We start from the raw sequence: 26,457 nt of genomic DNA on the forward strand, positions 1-26,457 counted from the left end.
GCACTCAGCTGGCGTAGCCCGCGCATGCCCCGGCATTGGGTCGGCCCCGGCATTCGCGCAACAGGCGTTTGTCGCGATCGGCCTTGCTTTCTGCCGAGCCTTTGTCGGTGGGCGGCTTGGGGGCTTTGGCCTGTTGGGGTTTTTTGGCGGGTTTGTCGGCGGCGGTCACGGCGGTGAAGTTGTCCGTTGCCCCGCTGGCAGGCACGGCCGCCAGCCATCCCAGTCCCAAAACCACGCTGGCGAGCGTCGACGCTAAATGCCGAGTCTTCATGGCGTTCTCCCTGTCTTTTGTTGTGCTGTGCATCATAGGCAAGCCCTGCAGATCTGCAAGCATCTGCTGCGTCGAGATGACAAGCTGTGCAAGTGGTGACTCGCTGCGTGCACCTGAGCCTTTACGATGCGGGCATGAACAAAAACACCACCCCTTTCATGCGCCAGGCCGTCATGGACTTGGAAGAGTCCCGCATCCGTGAAGTCGCCAACGCGGGCATGGGCCGCCCCGATGTGCTGGCCTTTTGGTTTGGAGAATCTGACGAGGTGACGCCCGACACCGTGCGCCAAGCCGCCATCGATTCGCTGCAAAAAGGCGAAACTTTTTATGCCCACAACCTGGGCCTGCCCGAGTTGCGCGAGGCCGTGTCCGATTACATGTCGGCCCTGCATGGCCCCATTGGCGTGGACCGACTGGCCATCACTTCGGGCGGCGTGAATGCGCTCATGCTGGCGGCGCAAGCCCTGATCGATGCCGGTGACGACGTGGTTGCCGTGACGCCCGTGTGGCCCAACCTGACGGCGCAGGCGCTGGTGATGGGCGCGAATTTGAAGTGCGTGCCGCTGCGCCCGGTGAATGGCCAGTGGCAGCTCGACATGGCGGCGCTCAAAGCCGCCATCACACCCGTCACGCGGATGCTGATCGTCAACTCACCCAACAACCCGACAGGCTGGACGCTCAGCCGCGCCGAGCAGGCCGACATTCTGGCGCACTGCCGCAGCACCGGCACCTGGGTGCTGGCCGACGAGGTGTACGAGCGCTTGTATTACGAAACCGATACCGCCAACGGCTGCGCCCCGTCGTTTTTGGATGTGTCCGAGCCCGAGGACCGACTGGTGGTGGTGCACAGCTTCTCCAAGAGCTTTTTGATGACCGGCTGGCGCTTGGGCTGGCTGGTGATGCCCGCCGCCATGACGCCGCACATGGGCAAACTGATCGAGTTCAACACCTCGTGTGCTTCGGTGTTCACCCAAAAGGCGGGGGTGGTGGCTTTGCAAAACACCGCAGACATCACGCCCCGCGTGGTGGCTCACCTCAAAACCTGCCGCGACACCTTGCTGCCGCTGCTGCAAGCCGTTCCGGGCGTGCAAGTGGCCCCGGCCAAAGGCGGCATGTACGCGTTTTTCAGGCTCGACGGGCACCCTGATTCGGTGCAGACGGCCAAGCGCCTGGTGGCCGAAGCCGGGTTGGGTCTGGCCCCCGGCGAAGCCTTTGCGCCTGAAGCGGCCGGCTGGCTGCGCTGGTGCTTCGCGTCCAAAGACCTGGCGCGGCTGGCGCAAGGTGTAGAGCGGCTCAAAACCTGGTTGCGTCTTAACCCATCGGCTGCCGTCTGAGTCGGCCATGGCGCAGTTCGATCGGGATGTGCTGACGAGCCAAGACACGGTTTTGTAGGTCGGTGCCTTCAGGTCCGACGTCTTGAGTGCGTCACCGCCTCTTGAAAATGTCGCTCCGCGAAGGGATGGCTGTCGGACCATAAAGGCCCGACCTACAAAAAGAAGGAATGTCGGACCCTCAAGGCTCTGACCGACGAGCGGCGTTGCTTTGCGGGGCTCACAGGCTACGGTTGCGCGCCAACGGCGGGTTGCGCGAAAAATACGCCAGGATGCCGCGCAGCAGGGCGTCAGTCAGTTGCTTTTGGTAGGCCTCGCTGCGCAGTTTTTCTTCTTCTTCCGGGTTGCTGATGAAGGCGGTCTCGACCAGCACGCTGGGGATGTCGGGGGCTTTGAGCACCGCAAAACCGGCTTGCTCGACACGGGGTTTGTGCAACTTGCCCACGCTGCCGATCTCGCGCAGCAAGCTGTTGCCGAGTGTCAGGCTGTCCTTGATTTGCGCTGCAGTGCTCATGTCGAGCAAGGCGTGTTGCACCTGGGTATCTTGCCCGCCCAGGTTCACGCCGCCGATGTCGTCGGCCTTGTTTTCTTTTTGCGCCATCCAGCGCGCCGCTGCGCTCGTGGCCCCACCCTGGCTGAGCGCGAACACGCTGGCACCTTGCGGGCGTGGGGTGTAAAAAGCATCGGCATGGATACTGACAAACAAGTCAGATTGCACGCGCCGGGCTTTTTGCACGCGCACATGCAGGGGCACAAAAAAGTCGGCATCACGGGTCATGAAGGCCCGCATGGGGCTGCCGCCCACGCTGCTGGCGTTGATGCGCTCACTCAGCATTTTGGCGATTTTCAGCACCACGTCTTTTTCGCGTGTGCCGCCTGGGCCAATGGCACCCGGGTCCTCGCCGCCATGGCCCGGGTCCAAGGTGACCACGATCAGCCGTTCGGTGCGGGGCGGCTCGGGTGTCCTGCCCGGGCGGCTCGGGTTGTCCATGAAGGGGCCTTCGCTGCGGGACGTGTCGGGTCGGCGGGTGGTCGGCGCGGGCAAAGGCAGGGCGCCTGAGCCGGACTGGGTTTGCCGGGCGATCAGATCGCCCAAGGGGTCGTTCACCGTGGCCCCGGCCCCGGGCAGGCTGCCCACGGCAGACGGGGTTTTGGCCGAGATGCGCTCTTGGATCAGCTGCTCCAGTGGGTCAATGGCTTGGCTGGGGTAGAGGTCGAGCACCAAGCGGTGTGCATAAGGGGCCACGGGTTGCAGGCTGAAGACTTGCGGCGCGATGGGGTGTTTGAGGTCGATGACCAGCCGCACCACGTTGGCGCTGAACTGGCCCACGCGGATGCCGGCAATGTTCGGGTCAGACGCTTGCACCTTGCCCACCAGCTCGCGCAATGCGGCGTTCAGTTGCATGCCTTGGATGTCCACCGCCAGGCGTGGTGGTGAGGCGATGAAGGTCTGGGTGCTTTGGATGGGCGCGTCCGATTCGAGCGTGACGCGGCTGTAATCGGCCGCGGGCCAAATGCGCACCGCCAGCATGTTGGCACCCCGAGCGATCTGTGCGGCGCCCAGGCTCAGCACCAGAAAACCCGCCTGGACCAGGCGACGGCGGTCACTGCGCATGGGCCGCACCTTGGATCCACGATTGCAGCCACATGCGGCCGCGCTGTGTGCCTGTGCCGATGCGCACCAGGCGCTGGTCTTCGTCGATGGCATCGAGCGTGATCACCCAATCGGGCGGGGGCAGTTGCCCGGCCACTTTGTCCGGCCACTCCATGAGTTTGAGGCCCGGTCCGGCAAAGATGTCGCGAAAGCCCGCGTCTTCCCATTCCTGGGGGTCGTTGAAACGGTAAAAGTCAAAATGCCAGATGGGCCAGGCCATCCCTCCCGCTCCGCCCGTGCCCGCCAGGTTGACCGCTTGGTGGGGTTCAACTACAGCGTAAGTCGGGCTTTTGATGCGGCCCGTCACCCCAGCGGCGCGCAGCAGGTGGCGCACCAAGGTGGTCTTGCCCGCACCCAGGTTGCCGCGCAGCTCAATGCGCGCATCGCGCCCGCCCGGCCATTGGCCGAGGCCTTGCGCCAATTGCGTGGCAAAGGCCTGCGTGGCGGCCTCGTTCGGCCACAAGCCCTCCCAATATGCCGGTGCGTCGGGGCTTTCTACAATCGGCGGGTGACTGCTCAACGTACTCAAATCGACTTTCTTGAACTGTGGCCCCAGATCCAGGTCTGGGCGCGTGAGTTGGGATTGTCCCAAATTGGCGTGACGGGCATCGATTTGTCCTCGGCAGAGCCCGGATTACAGGCTTGGTTGGCTGAGGGTTTTCACGGCAGCATGGGCTACATGGCAAGCCATGGCATGAAGCGCGCCCGCCCGGCCGAGCTGGTGCCGGGCACGGTGAGCGTGATCACCGCCCGAATGGATTACTTGCCGCAGGGCACCCCGCCAGAGTGGTTGGCGCGTGAAACCGCCCGCAGCCTGCAGCCAGCAGAGGCGGTGGTGTCGCTCTATGCCCGGGGGCGTGACTACCACAAGGTTTTGCGCAGCCGCCTGCAAAAACTGCAGGACCGCATCGCCGAGGCGATTGGCCCCTTTGGCCACCGCGTGTTCACAGACTCTGCGCCGGTGCTGGAGGCCGAGCTGGCCACCCGCAGCGGCTTGGGTTGGCGCGGCAAACACACGCTGGTCCTCTCACGCGAGGCCGGGTCGATGTTTTTTCTGGGCGAGTTGTTTGTGGACTTGGCGCTGCCCGAAACGCCTGCCGCATCGGCGCATTGCGGCCAGTGCACTGCCTGCATGGACCTGTGCCCCACGCAGGCCATCGTCGGCCCCTACAAGTTGGATGCGCGGCGCTGTATTTCTTATTTGACGATTGAGCACGCCGGGCCGATTGACGAGGCCTTGCGGCCGTTGATTGGCAACCGAATTTATGGCTGCGACGACTGTCAGCTGGCTTGCCCCTGGAACAAGTTCGCGCAAATCAGCCCTTTGCCCGATTGGCAAGCGCGCGACGGTTTGGGCGCGGGCAGCATCGCTGAGCTCATGGCCTGGAACGAAGCCGAGTTTTTGCGCCGCACCGAGGGCAGCGCCATCCGCCGAATCGGCCATGCCCGCTGGTTGCGCAATCTGGCCTTGGCGGCGGGCAATGCGCTGGCCACCTCGGCCTTGCCGGAAGGTGAGCGCCAGGTTTTGCTGCAGGCGTTGGCTGTGCACACTGCCCACCCAGACCCGGTGGTGCAAGAGCAGGTGGCTTGGTCGCAAGCCCAAAATGCGGACCGCCTTGCGCCAAGAAGTCGGGCCTGAAGGCGCCGACCTACGAAGAGCGATTCCATCGGGGGCGCGACATACCTCCCGTAGGTCGGGCCTTTAGGGTCCGACAGCCATCCTTTCGCAAAGCGACATTTTCAAAGGACGGTGGTGCACCGAAGATGTCGGACCTGAAGGCACCGACCTGCAAAACCGAGCTTTGGCTGGTGGCGCAAATTTTGTTCAACCCCGCAGCACACCCAGTGCAAAAGGCAAACTCAGCATGCCGGCCAAGGTGGACAGTGTGACCAGGCCCGCCACGTACGGCCCGTTGTAGCCCATGCGGGCGGCCAGCACATAGCAGGTGGAGGCGGTGGGCAGCGCTGAAAACGCCAGCAAGATGGTGGTTTGGGCGGGGTTCAGGCCAAACAGCCGCGACAGGCCCAGCGCCATCAGGGGCATCAACACGTGTTTGACCAACAGCACTGCCGTGCTCAGCAGTTTGCCTTGGCGCAAGCTGCCCAGTTGCATGCCTGCGCCGGCCGCCATCAAACCCAGCGCCAAAGAGGCTGCACCAATGCGACTGACGCTGGGCTCCAGGACATCGGGCATGCGAAAGCCCAGCAAGTTGGCCACCAGACCCGACACGGTGGCGATGATGAGGGGGTTGCGCACCATTTCGCGCAAAAAGCCGGTTTGGGCATGTCGGGCCATGGGCCAGATTGCGCTGATGTTGAACAGGGGCACGCAAAAGCCAATCAGCACCGCAATCATCAACAAGCCTTCGGACCCGGCCAAGCGCTCGGCCAGCGCCAGGCCAATGAAGGAGTTAAAGCGAAAGCCCACCTGCGACGCCGCAGCATGGTCACGCCGGTCCAGGTAGCGGCCCAGCACAGGCCAGTAGGGCAGGCTGTAGGTCAGCGCAATGGCCCCCAGCGCCAGGCTCAGGCCCGCGCCGATCAGGCTGGAGGCGGCCGTCAGGTCCAGCGGGCTTTTCACGATGGAGTGAAACAGCAGCACCGGGAACAGGAAGAAATACACCAGGCTCTCCACCTGTTGCCAGATCGGGCGGTTCAGGGCCGTGAAGCGGCAAATCAGATAGCCGCACAGGATCAGGGAAAAATCAGGAAAAAGGAGTTGGGCAAAATTCACTGGGCTAGGATAACCCAGTGTGGATGTGTCTTTGAGGAGCGGCTGTCACCTGCACCGCCCTCTTGCACGGTGTTGGGGCTTTGTGGGTTTTCCCCCTCACGCCGGGCCCCATTTTTTGCCTATCATGTGCGATCTTTTAAGGAGTTTTATCAATGAAGCGTCGTAGTTTGGTTTCTGCAGCCGGTTTGGCTGCCACCGTGTTGGCCAGCGGATCGGTGTGGGCCCAGGCTTACCCCAGCAAAACCATTCGTCTGCAGGTGCCGTTTGCGCCTGGCGGCACCACCGACATCGTGGCCCGCGTGATTGCCGAGCCGCTGGGCAAAGCCCTGGGCCAAAGCGTGATCGTCGAGAACAAGGCCGGTGGCGGCGGTGTGGTGGGCGCGACCGAAACCGTGCGCGCTGCACCCGATGGCTACAACCTGGGCATGGCCACGGTGTCGACCACGGCGGCCAATCCGGCCATCAACCCCAAGATCCCGTACAACGTGCTGACCGACTTCACCCCCATCATCAACATTGCGGCCACGCCCAATGTGATCGCGGTGCACCCCAGCTTTCCGGCCAAGGATTACGCGGGTTTTGTGGCCGAGTTGAAGAAGAACCCCGGTAAATACTCCTATGCCTCCTCGGGCACAGGCGGCATCGGCCACCTGCAGACCGAGCTGTGGAAGAGCCTGGCGGGCGTGTTCATCACCCACATTCCTTACCGTGGTGCAGGCCCGGCCTTGAACGACACCGTGGCTGGCCAGGTGCCGATCATTTTTGACAACCTGCCCTCGGCGCTGCCCTTCATCCAGTCGGGCCGTTTGGTGCCCATCGTGGTGGCCGCGCCCCAGCGCTTATCGCAACTGCCCAATGTGCCCACCTTCAAGGATGTGGGTCTGGAGCCCGTCAACCGCATGGCTTACTACGGCATCCTGGGCCCCAAGAACCTGCCCAAAGAGGTGGTCGACAAGATCAGCGCGGGCGTGAAAAAAGCCCTGCAAGAGCCGGGCGTGACCAAGCGCATCAACGACACCGGCTCTTTGGTGGTGGCCAACACGCCTGAAGAGTTCACGGCCCAGATCAAGGCCGAGTTCGAGGTCTACAAAAAGGTGGTGGACCAGCAAAAACTCAAGCTGGACTGATTTCAGTCCATGCACGAGGCCAGCCAGAGCGCCATCGACCGATTTGCCGAGGCCCTCTGGCTGGAGGACGGACTGTCCGACAACACCTTGTCGGCTTACCGTCGCGATTTGTCTCTCTTCGCCAGCTGGCTGTTTGTAACGCACAGGCTGGCGCTGGAGGCGACCCAAGAACACCACCTGCAGGCTTACTTTGCCGAGCGCCATGGCCAGACCAAGGCGACATCGGCCAACCGCAGGCTCACCGTGTTCAAGCGGTTTTTCCGTTGGGCGCTGCGCGAACGCTTTGTTCAATCCGATCCCACCTTGCGCATGCTGGCCGCCAAACAGGCGCTGCGCGTGCCCAAAACGCTGGGCGAGGCGCAGGTCGATGCGTTGTTGTCTGCGCCCGACATCACCACCCCGCTGGGCCTGCGTGACCGCGCCATGCTGGAGCTGATGTACGCCAGTGGCTTGCGTGTCAGCGAGTTGGTGAGCCTCAAAACCCTGCATGTCTCGCTCAATGAAGGCGTGCTGCGCATCATGGGCAAGGGCAGCAAAGAACGCCTGGTGCCCTTTGGCGAAGAGGCGCGTGAGTGGTTGCAGCGCTACATGGGCCAGGCCAGACCGGCCATGTTGGGCCAGCGACAAACCCAAGACCTGTTCGTCACCACCAGTGGCACCACACCGGGCACAGCCATGTCACGCGTCATGTTCTGGAGTTTGGTCAAGCGCTACGCGATCGATGCGGGCATCACCGCGCCGCTGTCACCCCACACGCTGCGCCACGCCTTTGCCACGCACTTGCTCAACCACGGGGCCGACTTGCGCGCCGTACAAATGTTGCTGGGCCACGCCGACATCTCCACCACCACCATCTACACCCATGTGGCGCGTGAGCGGCTCAAGACGCTGCACGCCCAGCACCACCCGCGGGGCTAAGGCCTTAAAGTCATCGGAACTTCATATGTTGGCCACAATGGTGACACACGGTGCCTAAATGCTGGTTCAGTCAGTTTATTCACCGAGATTGAACTGGCACCAAAGAACTGTCCACAGCATCAAAGGCCAATATGCCCGCTCACAAAAACGTTTTGCTCATCGTGGTTGACCAGTGGCGGGGCGACACCTTGCCCATGTTGGGTCACCCTCTGATCAAAACCCCCAATATTGCATCACTGGCCCGCGAGGGCGTGACCTTTGCGCGCCACTACACGCAAGCCGTGCCTTGCGGGCCAGGCCGAGCCAGTTTGCTCACAGGTTTGTACATGATGAATCACCGGGCGGTGCAAAACACCATCCCGCTCGATGCACGCCACACCAACATCGCTTTAGAGGTGCGCAAGGCCGGTTATGAGCCTGCTTTGGTGGGTTACACCACTACCACGCCAGATCCGCGCGTCACCGCGGCACAAGACCCTCGCTACACCGTTTTGGGTGCAGACATGGAAGGCTGGAAATCGGTCGGTTCGTGGGGGCTGAAAATGGAAGCCTACTTTGGCTGGCTTGCTGCACAAGGTGTGAAGTTGCCCGACAACCCTTGGGACATTTGGTTGCCCGAAGGCTTGGAAGCCCATGACGTCGGGGCCACGGCCCGTCCCAGCCGCATTCCTGCGCACTTGTCTGACACCACTTGGTTCACCGACAAGGGTTTGGACTATTTGCGCAGCGTTCAAAACAAGCCCTGGTTTTTGCATCTGGGTTACTACCGTCCCCACCCGCCATTTGCAGCGCCTGCGCCTTACCACGATATGTACGACCCGGCGCAATGCCCCGCACCGATTCGAGCCGCTTCACCGCAAGCCGAAGGCGAGCAGCATCCTTTGCTGAAGTTCTATTTGGACAACATTGCACGCAAGAGCTTTTTCCAAAACGGACAGGGTCTGGGCAGCCAGATGGACGAAGCCGAAGTGCGCCAAATGCGCGCCACCTATTACGGCCTGATGAGCGAGGTGGACGACCAGATCGGTCGGGTTTTCAAGTTCCTCAAGGAAACTGGTCAATGGGACAACACCTTGGTGGTGTTGACCAGCGACCACGGTGAGCAGTTGGGTGACCACCACCTGCTCGGCAAGATGGGTTACTTCGATGAGAGCTTTCACATCCCGATGATTGTTCGCGATCCTGCTGTTCAATCCGATGCAACACGGGGCCAACTGGTTGGCCAGTTCACCGAGACAGTGGACACGATGCCCACCATTTTGGATTGGATGGGTCAAGCGATTCCGCGGGCCTGTGATGGTGCTTCGCTCTTGCCGTTTTTGCACAGTGGTCAAGCGCCCCAAAACTGGCGGACCGAGGTGCACTACGAGTTTGATTTCCGCAACATCTTTTATTCACAGCCCGAAGACGTGTTGGGCACAGACATGGACGAGAGTGCCTTGGCCGTGGTGCAAGATGAGCAGTACAAGTACGTTCACTTTGCCGCACTGCCGCCCTTGTTTTTTGATTTGCGCAAGGACCCAGCGCAATTGCACAACTGCGCGCAAGACCCCGAATACGCTGCGCTGGTGCTGGCCTATGCGCAAAAAATGCTCAACTGGCGTCTCAAGCACGCAGACAAAACGCTCACGGGTTATGCGGCGTCGCCAGCGGGCTTGACGCAAAGGGAATGATCACTGCCCCAACAGTTGCAGTTCTTCGGGGCTAAAGCCGGCAGATTGGCGCGCCGCCATGTTGAAGGGCGGACGCAGTTTGGGGGCGTCGTATTGCGCGATCAGTTCGGCGTAGGTGTGCACGGGGTCCAAGCCGCGCTGTTCGCACAGGTGGCGGTACCAGCGGTTGCCTGCGGCCACATGGCCGATTTCGTCTTGCAAGATGATGTCCAGGATCTCGCCCGCTCGGTGGTCGCCCACGCTGACCAGTTTGTTTTTGACACCGGGCGAGGCGTCGAGGCCCCGCGCTTCCATGGTGCGCGGCACGATGCCGATGCGCGCCAGGATGTCGCCTTGCGTGCGCTCGGCCATGTCCCACAGCGTGTTGTGGGCCGGAAAATCACCATAGTCAAAGCCCATGTCCAGCAAGTGCTGGCGCAGCAGGCAGAAGTGTTTGGCTTCTTCTTGGGCAATGCGCACCCAGTCGGTGTAAAAGGCTTCGGGCATGCCTGCAAAGCGCCAGACCACGTCGAGCGCCAGGTCGATGGCGTTGAGCTCAATGTGGGCAACCGAGTGCACCAGCATGGCCCGGCCCTCGGGCGTGGCCATGGATTTGGCTTTGAGTTGGGTGTGCGGCACCAGTGCGGGACGGTCTGACCGGCCGGGGCCTGAGCTGGGGGCTTGCAGGGTGTCGTCCGCGCCCACGGGCAGGCGCAGGTCCAGCGCCAAAGTGGCCTGGGCCTTGAGGTTCGGGTCGGTTTGCGCCCAAGGGTGCAGTGCGGCGGAGCGCAGGGTGTGCATGGTGATCGCTGGCAGCGCCCACGGCGGGGTGTGGGCATCCCTACAATTGTAGGTTTTCAAGAAAACCCAACCAACAGGAGACCGCCATGGCCATTTACCAACTGGATGATCAAACCCCCGAACTCGCCGAGACGGCCTGGGTGGCCGATAACGCGCAGGTCATGGGCGCGGTCAAGATCGCGGCCGATGCCAGTGTTTGGTTTGGCGTGACGGTGCGGGGCGACACCGAGACGATTGAGATCGGCGAGGGCAGCAACATCCAGGACGGCAGCGTGATGCATGCCGACCACGGCAAGCCGATCAAGGTCGGCAAGCATGTCACGGTGGGCCACATGGTCATGCTGCACGGCTGCACGATTGGCGACGAGTCGCTGATTGGCATTGGCGCGGTGGTGCTCAACGGTGCGAAGATTGGCAAGAATTGCCTGGTGGGCGCGGGCTCTTTGGTGACCGAGGGCAAGGAATTTCCCGATGGCTCGATGATCATGGGCACGCCCGCCAAGGTGGTGCGTGAACTCAGCCCCGAGCAGATCGAAGGCTTGCGCCAAAGCGCCCGCCACTATGTGGAAAACGCCCGCCGCTTCAAGGCCGGTCTGAAAAAAATCAGCTGATTTTTTGGCCAGACCGAACGCTTTTTAACTTTTGAGGATCGGCCCCACGGGGCTGTTGATTGAACTTTGTCCGAACTCCATAAATTCATTTTCGAAGGCCTGCCGGTGCGCGGCATGCTGGTGCGCCTGACCGACGCTTGGCAAGACATCTTGGCGCGTCGCGCTGCCAATTCCGAAACCGGTGCCTACCCTGCGCCCGTGCGCCAGTTGTTGGGCGAGATGGCTGCGGCGGGTGTGCTGATGCAGGGCAACATCAAGTTCAATGGCGCTTTGGTGTTGCAAATTTTTGGCGATGGCCCTGTCAAGCTGGGCGTGGTCGAGGTGCAGCCCGACCTGAGCCTGCGCGCCACCTGCACCCAGGTGGGCGAGGTGGCCGACAACGCGACGCTGAGCCAGATGGTGAACGTGAACAACGAAGGGCGTTGTGCCATCACGCTCGACCCGCAAGACCGCTTGCCGGGTCAGCAGCCCTACCAGGGCGTGGTGCCGCTGTTTGGTGACCGGGGCGAAAAACTGGAGAACATCAGCGAGGTGTTGGAGCATTACATGCTGCAGTCGGAGCAACTGGACACCGTGCTGGTGCTGGCGGCCGATGACAAGGTGGCGGCGGGCCTGCTGATTCAGCGTTTGCCCATTGAGGGCGAGGGCAATCTGGCCGGACAAGTGGATTCGCTGATGCGCGAGTCGGTGCTGGGACAAAGCGAGGACTTCAGCCGCATCTCGATCCTGACCAAAAGCCTCAAGCGCGAAGAGCTGCTGGGGCTGGATGCCAAGACGATCTTGCACCGCTTGTATTGGGAGGAGCCGCTGGCCCGTTATGAGCCCTTCATCGGCGAGACGGGCCCGCGCTTTGCCTGCCGCTGCAACCGCGAACGCGTGGGCAACATGATCCGCAGCTTGGGCACCGAAGAGGTGGAAGGCATTATTGCCGAGCAGGGCCAAGTCGAAGTGGGTTGCGACTTTTGCGGCGCGCAATACCGCTTTGACCCGGTGGACGCAGCCGCCTTGTTCACCGGCTTGCCACCCGATTTGCCTGCTGGTTCGGTGCACTGAGCGCGCTCTGGTGCATGTGAGGCCGAGGCCAACGAGGTGGCCAACCGGGCGATGCAGCCCGGTCTTGTGCATTTTGTAGGTTGGTGCCTTCAGGCCCGACAAAGCCCACCGCAATACTTCGAAAATGTCGCTTGCCGATGTGAGGAGGTGTCGGACCGTGAAGGTCCGACCTACAGCTGCTTCTCAGGTCACCCTCAACAAAACGTCGTCCTGAAAAACCAGAGGCTGACCTGTCCCCCAATCAAACTCAACAGCGCCGTCAAAGACGCCGCTGAGTTGGGATGGATGGCGCGTTCAACTGCCGCGCGTGACGGGCATGCGGACTTCGCCCGGCAAGGCCAACTGCTTGGCCAGCTCCAGTTTGGCCAGCGAGTTGCGGTGCACTTCGTCAGGACCATCGGCCAGGCGCAAGGTGCGCTGGTGGGCGTAGGCATAGGCCAGCGGGAAGTCTTGCGACACACCGCCACCACCGTGCGCCTGAATGGCCCAGTCGATGATCTGGCAGGCCATGTTGGGGGCCACGATCTTGATCATGGCGATTTCGGCCTTGGCCACTTTGTTGCCCACGGTGTCCATCATGTGCGCGGCTTTGAGGGTCAGCAAGCGGGCTTGCTCGATCATGCAGCGCGACTCGGCAATGCGCTCTTGCCACACGGTCTGGCGGGCCACTTCACGGCCAAAGGCCACGCGCTCGTTCAGGCGTTTGCACATCAGCTCGAGGGCGCGTTCGGCAATGCCGATGGTGCGCATGCAGTGGTGAATCCGGCCAGGGCCCAAGCGGCCTTGCGCGATTTCAAAGCCACGGCCTTCGCCCAGCAAAATGTTCTCGGCTGGCACACGCACGTTTTTGAGCACGACCTCCATGTGGCCATGCGGCGCGTCGTCGTAGCCAAACACCGACAAGGCCCGCACCACGGTGATGCCGGGCGTGTTGGCGGGCACCACAATCATGGACTGTTGCTCGTGGCGGCCGGCGTCGGGGTTGGTCTTGCCCATGACGATGTAAACCGCGCAACGTGGGTCACCCGCACCGGACGACCACCACTTGCGGCCATTGATCACGTACTCGTCGCCATCGCGGCGGATTTCGCATTCGATGTTGGTCGCATCCGATGAGGCCACATCGGGCTCGGTCATCAAGAAGGCAGAGCGGATTTCTCCGCGCAGCAAAGGCTCCAGCCATTCGTCTTTGAGGCTTTCGCTGGCATAGCGCTCCAGCGTTTCCATGTTGCCGGTGTCGGGCGCTGAGCAGTTGAAAATTTCGGCCGCAAAGGGCACGCGGCCCATGATCTCGCACAGGGGGGCGTATTCGAGGTTGGACAGGCCTTGTGGGGCGCGAGTGGACTTGGGCAAGAACAGGTTCCACAAACCGGCGGCCAGCGCCTTGGGCTTGAGCTCCTCGACAATTTTGGTCGGCACCCAAGCGTTGCCTTTGGCGCGGTTTTCGGCAATCTCTTCGAAGAACCTCGCCTCGTTGGGGTAAATGTGCTGGTCCATGAAGGCCAACAAGTGGGCCTGCATGTCCTTGACCTTGGGGGTGTATTCAAAATCCATGGTCTATCTCCTGGTTGTGATGGGTCGTAAAAGGGGGTGTTCAGGCTTTGCAGGCGAACTGCCAGGCCAACTCGGCCATCGGGCGCGCACCGGCACCGGAGGTTTTGGCTTGTTCGCTGGAGGCTGTGCCGTCCTCGACGCGTTTGGCAATGCCTTGCAAAATCGCGGCAATTCGGAACATGTTGTAGGCCAGGTAAAAGTTCCAGTCTTTGGCCAAAACTTCGGGTGTGGTGAATCCGGTGCGTTCGCAGTAGAGGCGTATGTACTCTTGCTCGGACGGAATGCCCAGGGCCGCAAAGTCCAGTCCGCCAATGCCGCGGAAGGTGCCGGGGCTGATGTGCCAGGCCATGCAGTGGTAGCTGAAGTCGGCCAGAGGGTGGCCCAGTGTGGACAGTTCCCAGTCCAGCACGGCCAGCACGCGGGCTTCGGTGGGGTGGAACATCAGGTTGTCCAGACGGTAGTCGCCATGCACGACGCCAACCATAGACGCGTCTTTGGCGCTGTCGGGGATATTTTTCGGCAGCCATTCGATCAACTGGTCCATCTCGGGGATGGGCTGGGTGATGGAGGCGGCGTATTGCTTGCTCCAGCGGCCAATTTGGCGTTCGATGTAGTTGCCCGGTTTGCCGTAGCTGGACAGGCCTTGCATGGCCACATCCACTTTGTGCAGCGCGGCCAGCACCCGGTTCATTTCATCGTAGATCGCGCCGCGCTCGGTCTGCGACATGCCGGGCAAGGATTGGTCCCACAGCACGCGGCCTTGCACAAACTCCATGACGTAAAACGCCCGCCCAATGACCGCTTCGTCGTAGCACAGCACATGCATTTGGGCCACGGGCACGTCGGTGCCGTGCAGGCCTTTCATGACCGCAAATTCGCGCTCGATGGCGTGGGCCGAAGGCAGCAGCTTGGCCACGGGGCCGGGCTTGGCCCGCATCACGTAGTGGCAAGTGGGCGTGATGAGTTTGTAGGTCGGGTTGGACTGGCCGCCTTTGAACATTTCCACGCTCAAGGGGCCTGCAAAGCCGGGGAGTTTGGCGCTGAGCCAGCTTTCCAAGGCGGGGATGTCGAAGGCATGGGTGCCCGTGACAGGCCGGGTCCCCACGAAATGGTCAAATGCACTCATGGGTTCACCGGGGCTGTTGGCCGGCCGCACCCAGCGGCCGACGGGAGAGACAAGCGCGAACGTTTCAGTGGTCCGCGTTCACGATCAACAACAGCGCGTCGCGGTCCAGCACCACCAGGCCGCCCGGCTCGATGCGGATGATCTGCTCGCGCTCCATCTGCTTGAGTTCCTGGTTCACGCGTTGGCGTGAAGCACCCAGCAATTGCGCCAGCTCTTCCTGCGCCAGTTGCAGGCTGATGCGGATCGCTTTGGCGTCCGACAAACTCGGCACACCATAGCTGCGCAGCAAGTGGTTGAGTTGCTTGGCCAGACGCGCTCGCAAGGGCAGGGTGTTGAGGTCTTCCACCAAGCCGTAGAGCTGGCGAATGCGCCGCGCATGCAGGCGCAGCATGGCGTCGTAAAACTCGACGTGCTGCGTCAGGATTTTCTTGAAGTCGGCCTTGGCCACGTTGAGTGTGGTCGTGTCGCCGTGTGCATAGCAGTCGTGTGTGCGCCGGTCTCCGTCGAAAATCGACACATCGCCGAACCAGATGCCCGGCTCCACATAGGTCAAGGTGATTTGCTTGCCCGACACCGAGGTCGAGCTCACGCGCACAGCGCCCTTGGCACAAGCGATCCACTGCTCGGGCGGGTCGCCCCGTGCCGCGAGCATGTCGCCGTCTTTGTGTCGTTTGACGTAAGCGCATCGAAGTATGTCGTGTCGTAGTGAAGGTGAAAGGCTGGAGAACCAGCGACCATTGTTGATCGCCTCTCTTTCCTCCATTGTCAGAATCGGTTCGTCCATGCTCTGTCCTTTGAGTGACTGATGTTCGGGTTTTTGTCGCCTGGGGGACCAGTCGCTTTATTCGTATTCGGGTTTTTGTTTGTTCAAAAAAGCCCCAATGCCGATACCGGCGTTGGGGTGGTGCAGGTTTTTGACAAACTCATTGCGCTCACGCGCCAGTTGCGCATTCAAGCTACTGCCATCCGCGTCGGCCAGCAAATCCTTGATGCTGGTCAAGGCATTGGGTGCGCGGGCATTGAGTTGCTCGCACAGATCCAAAGCTTGCTGTAAGGCTTGCCCTGCATCCGCGAGTCGATTCACCACACCCAACTGTTGCAGACGCTCGGCACCGATGCGCTCGCCGCACATCAACAACTCGGTGGCCAACTGGCGCGGCACGGCGCGCGACAGGCTCCAGCTGCCGCCGCCATCGGGCGACAAGGCAATGGAGCTGTAGGCCATCAAGAACACGCTGTTCCGTGCGGCCACGATCATGTCGCAGGCCAGAGCCAGCGAAAAACCAGCACCGGCCGCTGGTCCTTCCACGGCTGCGATGACCGGCTTGGGGAAGGTGCGGATGGCTTCGATCCAGTTGTGCAGGCCTTCGATGCTTTGCGCCTGGTGTTCGGGCGGCAGTTGCCGATTGTTTTGCAAGCGCTGCAAATTGCCGCCTGCGCTGAAGATGCCGTTGGCCCCGGTGATCGCCACGCTGCGCACATCGGGGTTCGATTCGGCCACGCTCAGGGCTTCGACCCCGGCGGCGTACATTTCGGGGCCGAGGGCGTTGCGAAATTCCGGGTTGCTGAGGGTCAGGACCAGGGTCCGGCCTTCGCTGGTGCTGAGCAGTTGGGCGGTCATCTTGTTTCTTAATCAGTTGGGGACAGAGCTAAAGATCTGTCCCGCAAAGTCATTCAGATGGGACAGAGCTAAAGATCTGTCCCGCAAAGTCATTCAGGTGGGACAGAGCCAAAGATCTGTCCCGCAAAGTCATTATTCCTCGGTGTGCATCAGCGACAAGCCAATCGCACCGCGGCGGCGCAACCAGGGGCTGGGGCGATAACGGGGGTCACCATAAACCGTTTGCAGGTTGAACAGGACTTCCAGGATGCTGTCGGGCCCCAAGCGGTTGCCCATGGCCAAGGGGCCCATGGGGTAGGCCAGTCCCAAGGTGACGGCGGTTTCCAGATCTTGCGGGCTGCAGATGCGTTGCTGGCACATGTCGGACGCGATGTTGACGATGGACGCCACCACGCGTTGGGTGACAAAACCGCCGCTGTCGCGGATGACCGAGACGGCTTTGCCGTCTCGGGCAAACAAGGCATGGGCCGCATCGCGCATGTCGATGCGGGTGGCCGGGTTGGTGGCCAGCACGCGGCGCTTGGTGGAAGCGTCCTCAAACAGCATGTCAATGCCTACGGTGCGGGCCGGGTCCAGGCGCTCGACTACGGCGACAGTGGTGATGTCAAAGCCCAGCGGAGCGACCAAGGTCAGCGCTTCGGGTGAAGGCGACGCGCCGGTTTCGATCTTGGCGCCCAGGTCTTTGAGCAGCTGCAGCAGTTCCATGCGGCGGGCAGCGCGGGGCGATACCCAAACGGGCGGGATGCTGTCCACCACAGGCACCGGGGGCTCGGCGGGCACTTGGGCTGCGCCGTCCACATACTTGTAAAAGCCTTCACCAACTTTTTTCCCGACCACCCCCCCCGCCAAGCGCTGGGCGGTGATGACGTTGGGGCGGTAGCGTGGCTCTTCGTAGTACTGGTGGTAGATCGCTTCGATGACGTGGTGCGACACGTCCAGAGCTGTCAGGTCAAACAGTTCGAAGGGGCCGAGTTTGAAGCCCACCTGATCGCGCAGGATGCGGTCGATGGTGGCGAAGTCGGCAATGCCTTCGCTCACAATGCGCAGCGCTTCGGTGCCATAACCGCGACCCGCGTGGTTGACGATGAAACCCGGCGTGTCTTGAGCTTGGACGGGTGTGTGTCCCATTTGGCGTGCAAACTCGGTCAGGCGTTGGCACACAGCGGGGTCTGTTTTGAGGCCCGCAATCACTTCGACCACCTTCATCAGGGGCACGGGGTTGAAGAAGTGGTAGCCCGCAAACTGGGCGGGCCTCTGCAAGGCGGCGGCAATGGCCGTGACCGAGAGCGAAGAAGTGTTGGTGACCAAGATGGCGCTGGGTGACAGCACGTTTTCCAGATCGGTGAACAGGCTTTTCTTGATGTCGAGTTTTTCGACGATGGCTTCGACCACCAACTCGCACTCGGCCAGGTCTTGCAGGCTGGCAGCGCCCAGCAGGCGGCTTTTGTGGCCTGCCACTGCTTCAGCGCTCAAGCGGCCTTTTTCTTGCAATTTGTCCCATTGCTGGAACACCGCATCGCGGGCTTTTTGAATGGCTTCGGCTTGCGTGTCGAACAGCCAGACCTGGCTGCCTGCTTGCGCGGCGATTTGGGCAATGCCGCGGCCCATGGCGCCGGCGCCAATAATGGCCACTTTGGAAAATGCGAGAGTCATGTTGAAAGTATCAATACAAGGCGCAAGGCCGGGTCAAAAAACGTGTTGATTCGCTGAGCGAATGGACATGTGGGCCAGAAGGCCAGCAACGATTATGTCTTCAGTCGTTGCGAATGGGGCCAGGCTGCTCAGCGTCGAACCTGCAATGCGCCAGGATTGACGATATTGGTTGGCGTGCCTCTGATGAAGTTGACGACGTTGTCAAAAGCTGAACTGAAATACAGTTCATAACTGTCTTTTTCGACATAGCCAATGTGAGGCGTGCAAATGCAGTTTTCGAGCCGCAGCAAGGCTGAGCCTTGCAAAATCGGCTCGGCTTCAAACACGTCGACTGCCGCCATACCGGGTCGACCCCGGTTGAGGGCGCCAATCAGGGCATTGGTTTCGATCAGTTCGGCACGCGAGGTGTTGACCAGCAAGGCCGTGGGTTTCATGAGCCCCAAGTCATCGCTGGTGACGATGCCGGTGGTGGCTTCGTTCAACCTCAGGTGCAAGGTCAGCACATCCGTGGTCTGAAAAAAAATTTCCCGACTGGTGGCAGCGGCATACCCGTCCTTGACCGCGCGCACGCGGGATTCGTCGCTGCCCCAGACTTGGACATGCATGCCGAAAGCTTTGCCGAAGCCAGCGACCAGTTGGCCGATTTTGCCGTAGCCCCAGATGCCCAGGGTTTTGCCTTTGAGCACGGTGCCCAGGCCAAAGTTGACCGGCATCGAGCTGGACTTGAGGCCCGATTGCTGCCATGCACCGTGTTTGAGGCTGCTGATGTATTGAGGCAACCTTCGTGTGGCTGCCATGACCAGGGCCCAAGTGAGTTCAGCCGGGGCAGTGGGTGACCCCACACCTTCGGCCACGGCCACGCCGCGCTCGGTGCAGGCCATCAAGTCGATGTGGTTGCCCACTCGGCCGGTTTGGGCGATCATTTTGAGTCGGGGCAGCTTCTCGATCAGGGCACGGTTGAGACCCGTGCGTTCGCGGTTCAAGACAATCACATCGGCGTCTTTGAGCCGAACCGACAGCTGGCCAATGCCTTTGACCGTGTTGGTGTACACCTTGGCTGGGTAGTTCTCGAGTTTGGATGCGCAGTCGAGTTTTCGCACGACATCCTGGTAGTCGTCTAGGATCACAATGTTCATGCTCGACATTGTGCCTTGTCACGTGCCTGATTGTCGTCAGCCAGGCACATATCGGTGATGCTTTAACGCGTGCGGTGGCCAGTCGCTTGGTGCCACAACAACCCCCTTCCAGAGTATCGGGGTGTTGTTTGTGGGCACAAGCCGTCTGCCAGCCTCAGGAGGGGCGGTATCGCGCTTCCAAGGCGACCAATCGATCAAGCTCGGCGCAGACGTCGGCCATGCGGCCAGAGATCACCATGCGGCCGGCACCGAGGGAGTTTTGACCACATTCATGGACACGCAGGACACGCAGGCTGGGTGGGCGTTGGGTCACTGGCGTCTTGCCTTGGGGTGGCATAGCACAAGGTGAGGACCGAACAGCCCATTCGGGGTGCGGGCGTACAGGCGGTCTTTTAGGCAAAACCTGCACCGGGGAGCCAGTAACGAAGGAGGGCAGGTTCTTGAACAGACCTGAAAGTGTAAGCAGAGCGATTCCCATGTGAAACCTTTCAAAAGCATGGAGGTTGGACACAGGCAGGATTGCTGAAGAAAGTCGTCGGCTTCAGGGCTGATGAACAGCGCCCGCCACCTGAGGCCGCGACTGAAAAATGTCACATGACGAAGCTGTTGCGGATCAGGCCCACGGCCAGGCCTTCAATGTCAAAAGGCTCGCCCGGGTGCACCACGATGGTCGGGTAGTCGGGGTTTTCGGGCAGCAGTTCGATGCTGGAGGCGGTTTTGTGCAGGCGTTTGACCGTGACCTCGTCACCCAGGCGGGCCACCACGATCTGGCCGTTGCGCACTTCTTTGGTGGATTTGACGGCCAACAAGTCGCCGTCCATGATGCCCGCATCCCGCATGGACATGCCACGCACCCGCAGCAGGTAGTCGGGTTGCTGGGCAAACAGGCTGCTTTCGAGTTGGTAGGTGCGGTCTACGTGTTCTTGCGCCAGGATGGGCGAGCCGGCAGCCACGCGCCCCACCAGAGGCAGACACAGCTGACCCAACCCGGGCAGGCTCAAGCTGAACAGATCAGAAGGTGTGCGCAAGCTGCTGCGCGAGCTGCCTTTGAGGCGAATGCCGCGCGAGGTGCCACTGACCAACTCGATCGCGCCCTTGCGCGCGAGGGCCTTGAGGTGCTCTTCTGCGGCGTTGGGTGATTTGAAACCCAGAACACTGGCGATCTCGGCGCGGGTCGGGGGTGCGCCGGTGTTGGCGATGGTGTTCTGGATCAGTTGCAAAATTTCTTGTTGGCGGGCGGTGAGTTTGGGGCTGTCGGTCATGGCGGTCTCCTGGTGGGGACTGGAGCTGTTGTTTCATCCAGTGGCTGTATTTTTAAACAGTTTTCTTGGTTGTGCAAGCTTGCCATGAAAAAAAGTCTGAAATTGAACTTGAATTGGCGAGGCGGGGCGAAGCCGTTGCGCTAGCGCCGCGGGTCTTGCACGGCAGAGCGCAGGTGGAGTTCACCGTGCCCGGTCCGCGCGATACAGCCCCCAGACAGCCAAAGTGCCCAGAGTCTTTGTGTGTTGTCTGCCAACAACAAAGCCCCTGAAAAGGGGCTTGTCGGGTGGGTGCAGCCTGACGACTGTGTGCCGAGGATTACGGTGCCAGTGCGGCAAATGCGCGCGCGGTGATGTCCTCCACGCTGCCCGTGCCACTGATGGCGCGGTACTTGGGCGCAGAGGCGGCATCGGCCTGGGCCCAGTTGGCGTAGTAGTCCACCAAGGGGCGGGTCTGGTCGCTGTAGACCTGAAGACGCTTCTGGACGGTTTCTTCCTGGTCGTCGGCGCGTTGTACCAGGGGCTCTCCGGTCACATCGTCCACACCCGCCACTTTGGGCGGGTTGAAGGTGACGTGGTAAGTGCGGCCCGAGGCGGGGTGCGAGCGGCGGCCGCTCATGCGTTCAATGATGGCTTCAAAGGGCACGTCGATTTCGAGCACGTAGTCGAGTTTGACGCCGGCAGCCTTCATGGCGTCGGCCTGGGGGATGGTGCGCGGGAAGCCGTCAAACAGGAAACCATTGACGCAGTCGGTCTGGGCAATGCGTTCCTTGACCAGGTTGATGATCAGATCGTCGCTGACCAGTCCGCCCGACTCCATGACGGCTTTGGCTTGCAAGCCCAGTGGGGTGCCGGCCTTCACGGCCGCACGCAGCATGTCGCCGGTCGATATTTGAGGGATGGTGTATTTCTGGCAAATGAAAGTGGCTTGGGTGCCTTTGCCTGCGCCGGGTGCGCCCAACAAAATCAGTCTCATGGTTGTTTTCCTTATTGCTTGTCATGGAGTGGGTCTGCCGGGTCTCGAGGGGACCCATGTTGCGGCAAACGACTGCAGTGAGAATATCACGCAAGGCGTAATTCAGGCTTACGCCCGGATGGCGGCGCGAACGCGTTCCAAATCTTCTGGGGTGTCCACGCCCGGTCCGGGGGCCTGGCCGGTGGTGTAAACGGCAATGCGGTGTCCGTGCCACAGGGCGCGCAGCTGCTCCAGCGACTCCAGCTGCTCCATGGGGGCGGGAGGCAGTTGGGGGAACTGGGCCAAAAAACCGGCGCGGTAGGCGTAAATGCCCACATGTCGCAGGGGCGGCGGGCTGGGCAGTTGGGTGAAGGGTTCGAGGTTCTTGCCCAAGTGAGAAGCGGCACTTTGCCCATCACGCCACCAGGGAATGGGTGCGCGGCTGAAATAAAGCGCCATCTGCCGGGCGTCCGTGACCACCTTGACCACATTCGGGTTACAGAAGTCGGCCAGCAAGGTGATGGCGTGGGCGGCTGTGCTCATGCTGGCCTCAGGCCGTTCGATGAGCAGCTGCGCGACCTGGTCAATCAGTGCTGGCTCGATCAGCGGCTCGTCGCCTTGCACGTTGACCACCACGGCCTCATGACCCAGGCCCAGCAACTGGCAGGCCTCGGCCAGACGGTCGCTGCCGCTGACGTGGTCCTGGCGGGTCAAGAGGGCCCGCACACCATGGGCTGCGCAAGCGGCCACGATGCGGTCGTCATCGGCAGCTACCACCACTTGGGCGGCTTTCGACAGCATGGCGCGATGGGCCACCCGCACGACCATGGGCAGTCCGGCGATGTCGGCCAGGGGTTTGCCGGGCAGGCGACTGGACGCCATGCGCGCGGGAATCAGGACGCTGAAGTGGCCGTCGGGAAGGGTCTGCCGCATGCCTGGGCTTTCAGAGCGGGGGGCGCAAAGGCGCCAGTTTCTCGATTTCCTCGTCACTCAAGGTGCGCGCTTCGTTTTCGAGCAGGATGGGAATGCCCTTGCGCACGGGATAAGCCAGGCGGGCGCTGCGCGAGAGCAGCTCCTGGGTCTCGCGGTCAAAATCGAGCGGTCCTTTGGTGACCGGGCAGACCAGCAGTTCAAGCAGTTTGGTGTCCATGGGGCAATGATAACGGCGCAAGACAAGCCGGCCAGCGGATGTGGCTGTCCAGACGGGTCGTTTCAGCGAAACGGTTGTGCAGCCAGGCGCTGGTCCAGCGCCTGCCAGAACGCGGCTTCGGGCGTCAGCACCAAGGGGACAGCCAAGGCCTCAGGCTGGTGCAGCCAGAGTTTGGCCGCGTCTTTTTCTGTGCACAGCAAGAGGCGATCAGAGGGGTTTGGCGACCCGTCTGCGTAGTCAAAATGGTCGGGCAAGGCGGTGGTCTGCTGCAGCTGCAGACCGGCTGCGCGCAGCATGGCAAAAAATGCCTCGGGGCGGGCCAGACCGGCCACCGCATCGACGGGCTGGCCGAGCAGGCTGGACAAAGCCCGGCTGCGGCCGTGCGCATCGTGCGCCAGTGGGGCCAATTCACGCAGCGCCTGAAAGCCGCCCTGCAAGCCATTGGTGCCGGTGTGCAGCAGCAAGTCCACCGACCGGGGCCAGGGCTCGCGCAAAGGCCCGGCCGGCAGCAGCCAGCCGTTGCCCACGCCGCGCTCGTCCATGACGCAGATTTCCAGGTCCCGAGCCAAGGCCCAGTGTTGCAGACCGTCGTCGCACACCAAAATATTGACCTCAGGGTGCGCTTGCAACAAGGCCCGCCCGGCTTCGGCACGCAGAGCCGCCACCCACACGGGGGCACCGGTCTTTTGATGGATCAGCAAGGGCTCATCCCCCACCTCGGTGGGCAAGCTGCCGGGCAAGACCGCACGGATGTCATCGAACAGGCGGCCGTGGCCGCGTGAAACCACACCTGCTTTCCAGCCCTGCTGCTGCAGATGGTTCACCAGGGCGATGGTGAGTGGGGTTTTGCCGGCACCGCCGGCCACCACATTGCCCACCACAATCACCGGCACCGGCAGCCGATGGGCTTGCCGCCAGCCCCAGCGCCAAAGCAGCGCCCGGCTCCAGAGCAAAGCTGCATGGACGAGGGCGATGGGACGCAGCAGCCAAGCGATCCAACCCCGAGAAGCCCAGATCCTTGGCAAGTGCTGGTGCAGCCAGGCGGACAGGCGCATGGGTGTCAGGAGCCCGAGGACTCGGAAGATTGGGTGGCGAAGGTGATTTGCGACAGCCCCGTGCGGCGAGCCGCTTCCATGGCATGGACCACCGATTGGTGACTGGCCTGCGCGTCAGCGCTGATCACCAAGGTCACCTGTTGGGAGGCCAATGGCCCCAAAACGGCAGCCAAAGCACTCACCGAGGTGCCATCAACGGGGGATTTGTTCACGGCATATTGGCCTTGCGCACTGACCGTGAGCACAATCTGCTGCGGCCGATCTTTTTGCTTTTGGGCATCCGCCAAGGGCAAGGTCATGTTGATTTCGCTCAGGCGAGACGCAGTGGAGGTGAGCATCAAAAAGATGAGCAGCACCAACAAAACATCGATGAAAGGGATGAGGTTGATCTCGGGCTCGGCCGAGGGGGTGCGTTTGCGAAAGTTCACAGCGGACTCGTTCAGTGGCGCAGGTGGCTCAAGTGGCGGGCCAATTGTTCGCTGGCCACCTCCATCGACAGCAGCAGATGGTCCACCCGTGCTCTGAAGTAGCGCCAGAACATCAGTGCTGGAATGGCCACGATCAAACCCAAGGCGGTGTTGTATAAGGCCACGGAGATGCCGTAGGCCAGTTGCGCCGGTTGACTGCTGCCTGCAGTCTGGGCCGCGAAAATTTCGATCATCCCCATGACGGTCCCAAGCAAGCCCAGCAAGGGGGCTGCTGAAGCGATGGTGCCCAGAGCCGTCAAATAACGCTCCAGTTGCCCAGCAGCCAAACGGCCGGCCATTTCCATGTGCGCCCGGATGTCTTCGTACGAGGCGGCAGGATTTTGTTGCAGGCAGCGCAGACCACTGGCCAGAACGGGACCCAAAACCCCATTTTTTTCAAGTTGCACAACGGCTTCTTCGGGCGCAAGACCACGCCGGCTCATTTCAACAGCCTGTTCCAAGGTTTGTGGGGGGATGACTTTGTGCTCGCGCAGCTGAAACAGTCGCTCAAGGATCAAGGCCAAAGCCAAAACAGAGCACAAAATCAGCGGCCAGATGGGCCATCCAGCGGACTGAATGATAGACAACAAAACAGTTCCTTCTTTGGGAGGCCAAGTGTCAAAACAGCATCATTATGGATGATGGCAAGCGCCTCTGGCTCGCCGCGAGCACCCAGCCAGCGAGCACCCCATCGCTTGAATGGGCTGTGGATAACTTTGTGGAAAAGTTTTGGTGGGGCTGTATTTTTTTGATCGACATGTATTTTAAAAATACCCATTAATGATTAAAAAATTAACTGAATCAAGGACTTGTCAATTGGTCAAGCCGGAGCACTGTCCTTGCTGAATGGTAGTGAACCTCGTGATGGTCTGTGGACGACTGAAGATGGGCGTCAGACGCACGGGTTGGTGTGGCTGCCGGCTGTAGGACAATCCCGGGCATGAGCCCTTCAGAGATCTCCCCCCCACGCGCTTGGACTGTTTCAGCGTTGTGCCGCGCCGTGGCCGATGCCCTGGATACCCAGTTCAACCCGGTCAGCTTGCGCGGCGAAATTTCGGGCTTTTCGCGCGCGGCCAGCGGGCATTGTTATTTTTCAATCAAGGACGACACCGGCCAGATTCGCTGCGCCATGTTCCGGCGTGCCGCCAGTCTGATGGACTTTGCGCCCCGTGACGGCGAATTGGTCGAGGTGCGGGGCCGCTTGGGTGTTTACGAAGCCCGGGGCGATTTGCAGTTGATCGTCGAATCCATGGAACGGGCAGGGCAGGGCGTGCTCTTTGAGCAGTTTTTGCGCCTCAAAGCCAAGCTCGAAGCCGAGGGTTTGTTTGACGCTGGGCACAAACGCAGCTTGCCTGCTCAACCGCGCGCCATTGGGGTGGTGACATCTTTGGGGGCTGCCGCTTGGCACGACGTGGTGACCGCCTTGCAGCGGCGCGTGCCGCACATTCCGGTGTTGATGGCCCCAGCCTTGGTGCAGGGGGCAGGGGCTGCGGCCACGTTGGCGCTGGCCCTGCAAGCCATGTACGCCCTGACGGCCGAGGACAACCCGCTGTGCCCGCCTGTGGACGTGATCCTCTTGGTGCGCGGTGGCGGCTCGATGGAAGACCTGTGGTCTTTCAACGACGAAAACCTGGCCCGGGTGATCGCCCAAAGCCCCGTGCCGCTCATTTGCGGCGTGGGTCACGAGACCGATTTCACGATCGCCGACTTTGTGGCCGACGTGCGCGCCCCAACGCCCACGGCCGCCGCTGAGATGGCCGCGACCGACCGGGGTGTGGGCATTGAAGCTTTGAGTGTCTTGGAACACCGCTTGAATCGGGGCCTGCTGCGCCAGCAAGACCGGCAGGCACAGCGTTTGGACGCTGTGGCGGCGCGGTTGGGTGTGGGTTTGGTCCGTCAGCAAGAGCGCCAGAGCCAGCGTCTGAATGCGGTGGCGTCACGGCTGGGTCGCCCGCAAGCCTTGCTGGTCCAGCACAACCAGTGGCTGGACCAGTTGGCCGGTCGTTTGCAGATGGGTGTGCGAAGTCAATTCATGGCGCAGGGCCATCAGTTGGAGCGGCTGAGCGACCGTTTGGGTTTCAACCGGGCTCAGCAGGTGCCGCAACGCGCCCAGCGCCTGGAGCGGGCCGCTTTGCGTTTGTCGTCGGTGGACCCGCACCGGGTGCTGGAGCGCGGTTATGCCTGGCTGAGTGATGACCAGGGTCAGGCTCTGACCCATGCTGGGCAATTTCAGCCTGGTCAGAACGTTCAGGCCACTTTGTCCGATGGCGTGGTACCTTTGGTCGTGTCGCTTAAATAGGTCCCTTGGGTAAGCCTTGGCGGGGTGGGG

General features: G+C 61.6%; 26 protein-coding genes. 8 read left to right on the forward strand and 18 right to left on the reverse strand.

The window, feature by feature from the left end; translation table 11 throughout:
* Nucleotides 1-4 precede the first annotated feature (4 nt).
* Nucleotides 5-271, reverse strand: a complete 267-nt coding sequence (locus tag Q0O99_RS09700) for a hypothetical protein (protein ID WP_293750843.1) — start codon at nt 269-271, stop codon at nt 5-7.
* A gap of 134 nt (nt 272-405) precedes the next feature.
* On the opposite strand from Q0O99_RS09700, the gene Q0O99_RS09705 reads away from it, so the two are divergent.
* Nucleotides 406-1,605 carry a pyridoxal phosphate-dependent aminotransferase gene (locus tag Q0O99_RS09705; RefSeq protein ID WP_293750889.1) on the forward strand — a complete coding sequence of 400 codons (1,200 nt, stop codon included), beginning with the start codon at nt 406-408 and terminating at the stop codon, nt 1,603-1,605.
* Between the two features lie 217 nt (nt 1,606-1,822).
* Here Q0O99_RS09705 and Q0O99_RS09710 read toward each other — a convergent pair whose 3' ends face one another.
* A complete protein-coding gene (locus Q0O99_RS09710; RefSeq protein WP_293750845.1) occupies nt 1,823-3,217 on the reverse strand; it encodes an N-acetylmuramoyl-L-alanine amidase in 1,395 nt (464 codons plus the stop codon).
* Entirely contained in the window at nt 3,207-3,776 is a 570-nt protein-coding gene (gene tsaE / locus Q0O99_RS09715) for a tRNA (adenosine(37)-N6)-threonylcarbamoyltransferase complex ATPase subunit type 1 TsaE (RefSeq protein WP_293750891.1), read from the reverse strand. Before tsaE ends, Q0O99_RS09710 begins: the two co-directional genes overlap by 11 nt.
* Nucleotides 3,777-3,785: 9 nt before the next feature.
* Here tsaE and queG point away from each other — a divergent pair, with 9 nt between their 5' ends.
* The gene (gene queG, locus Q0O99_RS09720; RefSeq protein ID WP_293750893.1) at nt 3,786-4,895 is read left to right on the forward strand and encodes a tRNA epoxyqueuosine(34) reductase QueG; all 1,110 of its coding nucleotides are present in this window, start codon (nt 3,786-3,788) and stop codon (nt 4,893-4,895) included.
* 186 nt (nt 4,896-5,081) lie between these two features.
* Here queG and Q0O99_RS09725 read toward each other — a convergent pair whose 3' ends face one another.
* Nucleotides 5,082-5,990, reverse strand: coding sequence for an AEC family transporter (locus Q0O99_RS09725; protein WP_293750847.1), 909 nt, complete (start codon nt 5,988-5,990; stop codon nt 5,082-5,084).
* A gap of 152 nt (nt 5,991-6,142) precedes the next feature.
* Here Q0O99_RS09725 and Q0O99_RS09730 point away from each other — a divergent pair, with 152 nt between their 5' ends.
* From Q0O99_RS09730 to pehA, 3 genes are all read left to right on the forward strand, one after another.
* Nucleotides 6,143-7,117: a tripartite tricarboxylate transporter substrate binding protein BugE gene (locus Q0O99_RS09730; RefSeq protein ID WP_293750849.1), complete on the forward strand. Its 975-nt coding sequence runs from the start codon at nt 6,143-6,145 to the stop codon at nt 7,115-7,117.
* Between the two features lie 9 nt (nt 7,118-7,126).
* Nucleotides 7,127-8,035 carry a site-specific tyrosine recombinase XerD gene (gene xerD / locus Q0O99_RS09735; RefSeq protein WP_293750850.1) on the forward strand — a complete coding sequence of 303 codons (909 nt, stop codon included), beginning with the start codon at nt 7,127-7,129 and terminating at the stop codon, nt 8,033-8,035.
* Nucleotides 8,036-8,166: 131 nt separating this feature from the next.
* Nucleotides 8,167-9,708, forward strand: coding sequence for a phosphoric/sulfuric ester hydrolase PehA (pehA, locus tag Q0O99_RS09740; RefSeq protein ID WP_293750852.1), 1,542 nt, complete (start codon nt 8,167-8,169; stop codon nt 9,706-9,708).
* On the opposite strand, the gene Q0O99_RS09745 is transcribed toward pehA, so the two are convergent.
* A complete protein-coding gene (locus tag Q0O99_RS09745; protein WP_293750854.1) occupies nt 9,709-10,488 on the reverse strand; it encodes a ferritin-like domain-containing protein in 780 nt (259 codons plus the stop codon).
* A gap of 86 nt (nt 10,489-10,574) precedes the next feature.
* Here Q0O99_RS09745 and Q0O99_RS09750 point away from each other — a divergent pair, with 86 nt between their 5' ends.
* Both Q0O99_RS09750 and Q0O99_RS09755 read left to right on the forward strand, forming a co-directional pair.
* Nucleotides 10,575-11,099, forward strand: a complete 525-nt coding sequence (locus tag Q0O99_RS09750; RefSeq protein WP_293750856.1) for a gamma carbonic anhydrase family protein — start codon at nt 10,575-10,577, stop codon at nt 11,097-11,099.
* A gap of 66 nt (nt 11,100-11,165) precedes the next feature.
* On the forward strand, nt 11,166-12,152 hold the full coding sequence (locus Q0O99_RS09755; RefSeq protein WP_293750857.1) for an Hsp33 family molecular chaperone HslO: 987 nt from the start codon (nt 11,166-11,168) through the stop codon (nt 12,150-12,152).
* Between the two features lie 294 nt (nt 12,153-12,446).
* Here the strand turns inward: Q0O99_RS09755 and Q0O99_RS09760 are convergent, their stop codons facing one another.
* The 13 genes from Q0O99_RS09760 to Q0O99_RS09820 all read right to left on the reverse strand — a co-directional run bounded on the left by Q0O99_RS09760 (nt 12,447) and on the right by Q0O99_RS09820 (nt 24,718).
* Nucleotides 12,447-13,706: an acyl-CoA dehydrogenase family protein gene (locus tag Q0O99_RS09760; RefSeq protein WP_293750859.1), complete on the reverse strand. Its 1,260-nt coding sequence runs from the start codon at nt 13,704-13,706 to the stop codon at nt 12,447-12,449.
* Between the two features lie 40 nt (nt 13,707-13,746).
* Nucleotides 13,747-14,832 carry a phosphotransferase gene (locus Q0O99_RS09765; protein WP_293750861.1) on the reverse strand — a complete coding sequence of 362 codons (1,086 nt, stop codon included), beginning with the start codon at nt 14,830-14,832 and terminating at the stop codon, nt 13,747-13,749.
* Between the two features lie 64 nt (nt 14,833-14,896).
* A complete protein-coding gene (locus Q0O99_RS09770) occupies nt 14,897-15,616 on the reverse strand; it encodes a Crp/Fnr family transcriptional regulator (RefSeq protein ID WP_293750863.1) in 720 nt (239 codons plus the stop codon).
* A gap of 57 nt (nt 15,617-15,673) precedes the next feature.
* Nucleotides 15,674-16,453 (reverse strand): oxepin-CoA hydrolase, alternative type, encoded by a 780-nt coding sequence (locus Q0O99_RS09775; protein ID WP_293750865.1) that lies wholly within the window; start codon nt 16,451-16,453, stop codon nt 15,674-15,676.
* A gap of 132 nt (nt 16,454-16,585) precedes the next feature.
* Complete coding sequence (locus Q0O99_RS09780) at nt 16,586-18,106, reverse strand: 3-hydroxyacyl-CoA dehydrogenase (protein WP_293750867.1); 1,521 nt, start codon at nt 18,104-18,106, stop codon at nt 16,586-16,588.
* 128 nt (nt 18,107-18,234) lie between these two features.
* Nucleotides 18,235-19,242, reverse strand: a complete 1,008-nt coding sequence (locus Q0O99_RS09785; RefSeq protein WP_293750869.1) for a D-2-hydroxyacid dehydrogenase family protein — start codon at nt 19,240-19,242, stop codon at nt 18,235-18,237.
* Nucleotides 19,243-19,832: 590 nt separating this feature from the next.
* A complete protein-coding gene (lexA, locus tag Q0O99_RS09790; protein ID WP_293750871.1) occupies nt 19,833-20,504 on the reverse strand; it encodes a transcriptional repressor LexA in 672 nt (223 codons plus the stop codon).
* 316 nt (nt 20,505-20,820) lie between these two features.
* Nucleotides 20,821-21,477 (reverse strand): adenylate kinase, encoded by a 657-nt coding sequence (adk, locus tag Q0O99_RS09795; RefSeq protein WP_293750873.1) that lies wholly within the window; start codon nt 21,475-21,477, stop codon nt 20,821-20,823.
* 108 nt (nt 21,478-21,585) lie between these two features.
* On the reverse strand, nt 21,586-22,389 hold the full coding sequence (gene kdsB / locus Q0O99_RS09800; protein WP_293750875.1) for a 3-deoxy-manno-octulosonate cytidylyltransferase: 804 nt from the start codon (nt 22,387-22,389) through the stop codon (nt 21,586-21,588).
* Nucleotides 22,390-22,399: 10 nt separating this feature from the next.
* Nucleotides 22,400-22,606: a Trm112 family protein gene (locus tag Q0O99_RS09805; protein WP_293750877.1), complete on the reverse strand. Its 207-nt coding sequence runs from the start codon at nt 22,604-22,606 to the stop codon at nt 22,400-22,402.
* A 62-nt stretch (nt 22,607-22,668) separates the two neighbouring features.
* Nucleotides 22,669-23,661, reverse strand: a complete 993-nt coding sequence (gene lpxK / locus Q0O99_RS09810; RefSeq protein WP_293750879.1) for a tetraacyldisaccharide 4'-kinase — start codon at nt 23,659-23,661, stop codon at nt 22,669-22,671.
* 5 nt (nt 23,662-23,666) lie between these two features.
* A complete protein-coding gene (locus tag Q0O99_RS09815) occupies nt 23,667-24,089 on the reverse strand; it encodes a biopolymer transporter ExbD (protein WP_293750881.1) in 423 nt (140 codons plus the stop codon).
* Nucleotides 24,090-24,100: 11 nt separating this feature from the next.
* Nucleotides 24,101-24,718: a MotA/TolQ/ExbB proton channel family protein gene (locus Q0O99_RS09820; protein WP_293750883.1), complete on the reverse strand. Its 618-nt coding sequence runs from the start codon at nt 24,716-24,718 to the stop codon at nt 24,101-24,103.
* 350 nt (nt 24,719-25,068) lie between these two features.
* On the opposite strand from Q0O99_RS09820, the gene xseA reads away from it, so the two are divergent.
* Entirely contained in the window at nt 25,069-26,427 is a 1,359-nt protein-coding gene (xseA, locus tag Q0O99_RS09825; RefSeq protein ID WP_293750885.1) for an exodeoxyribonuclease VII large subunit, read from the forward strand.
* Nucleotides 26,428-26,457 lie beyond the last annotated feature (30 nt).

The organism is Limnohabitans sp. Rim8 (assembly GCF_945901735.1).
Lineage (GTDB): Bacteria > Pseudomonadota > Gammaproteobacteria > Burkholderiales > Burkholderiaceae_C > Limnohabitans_A.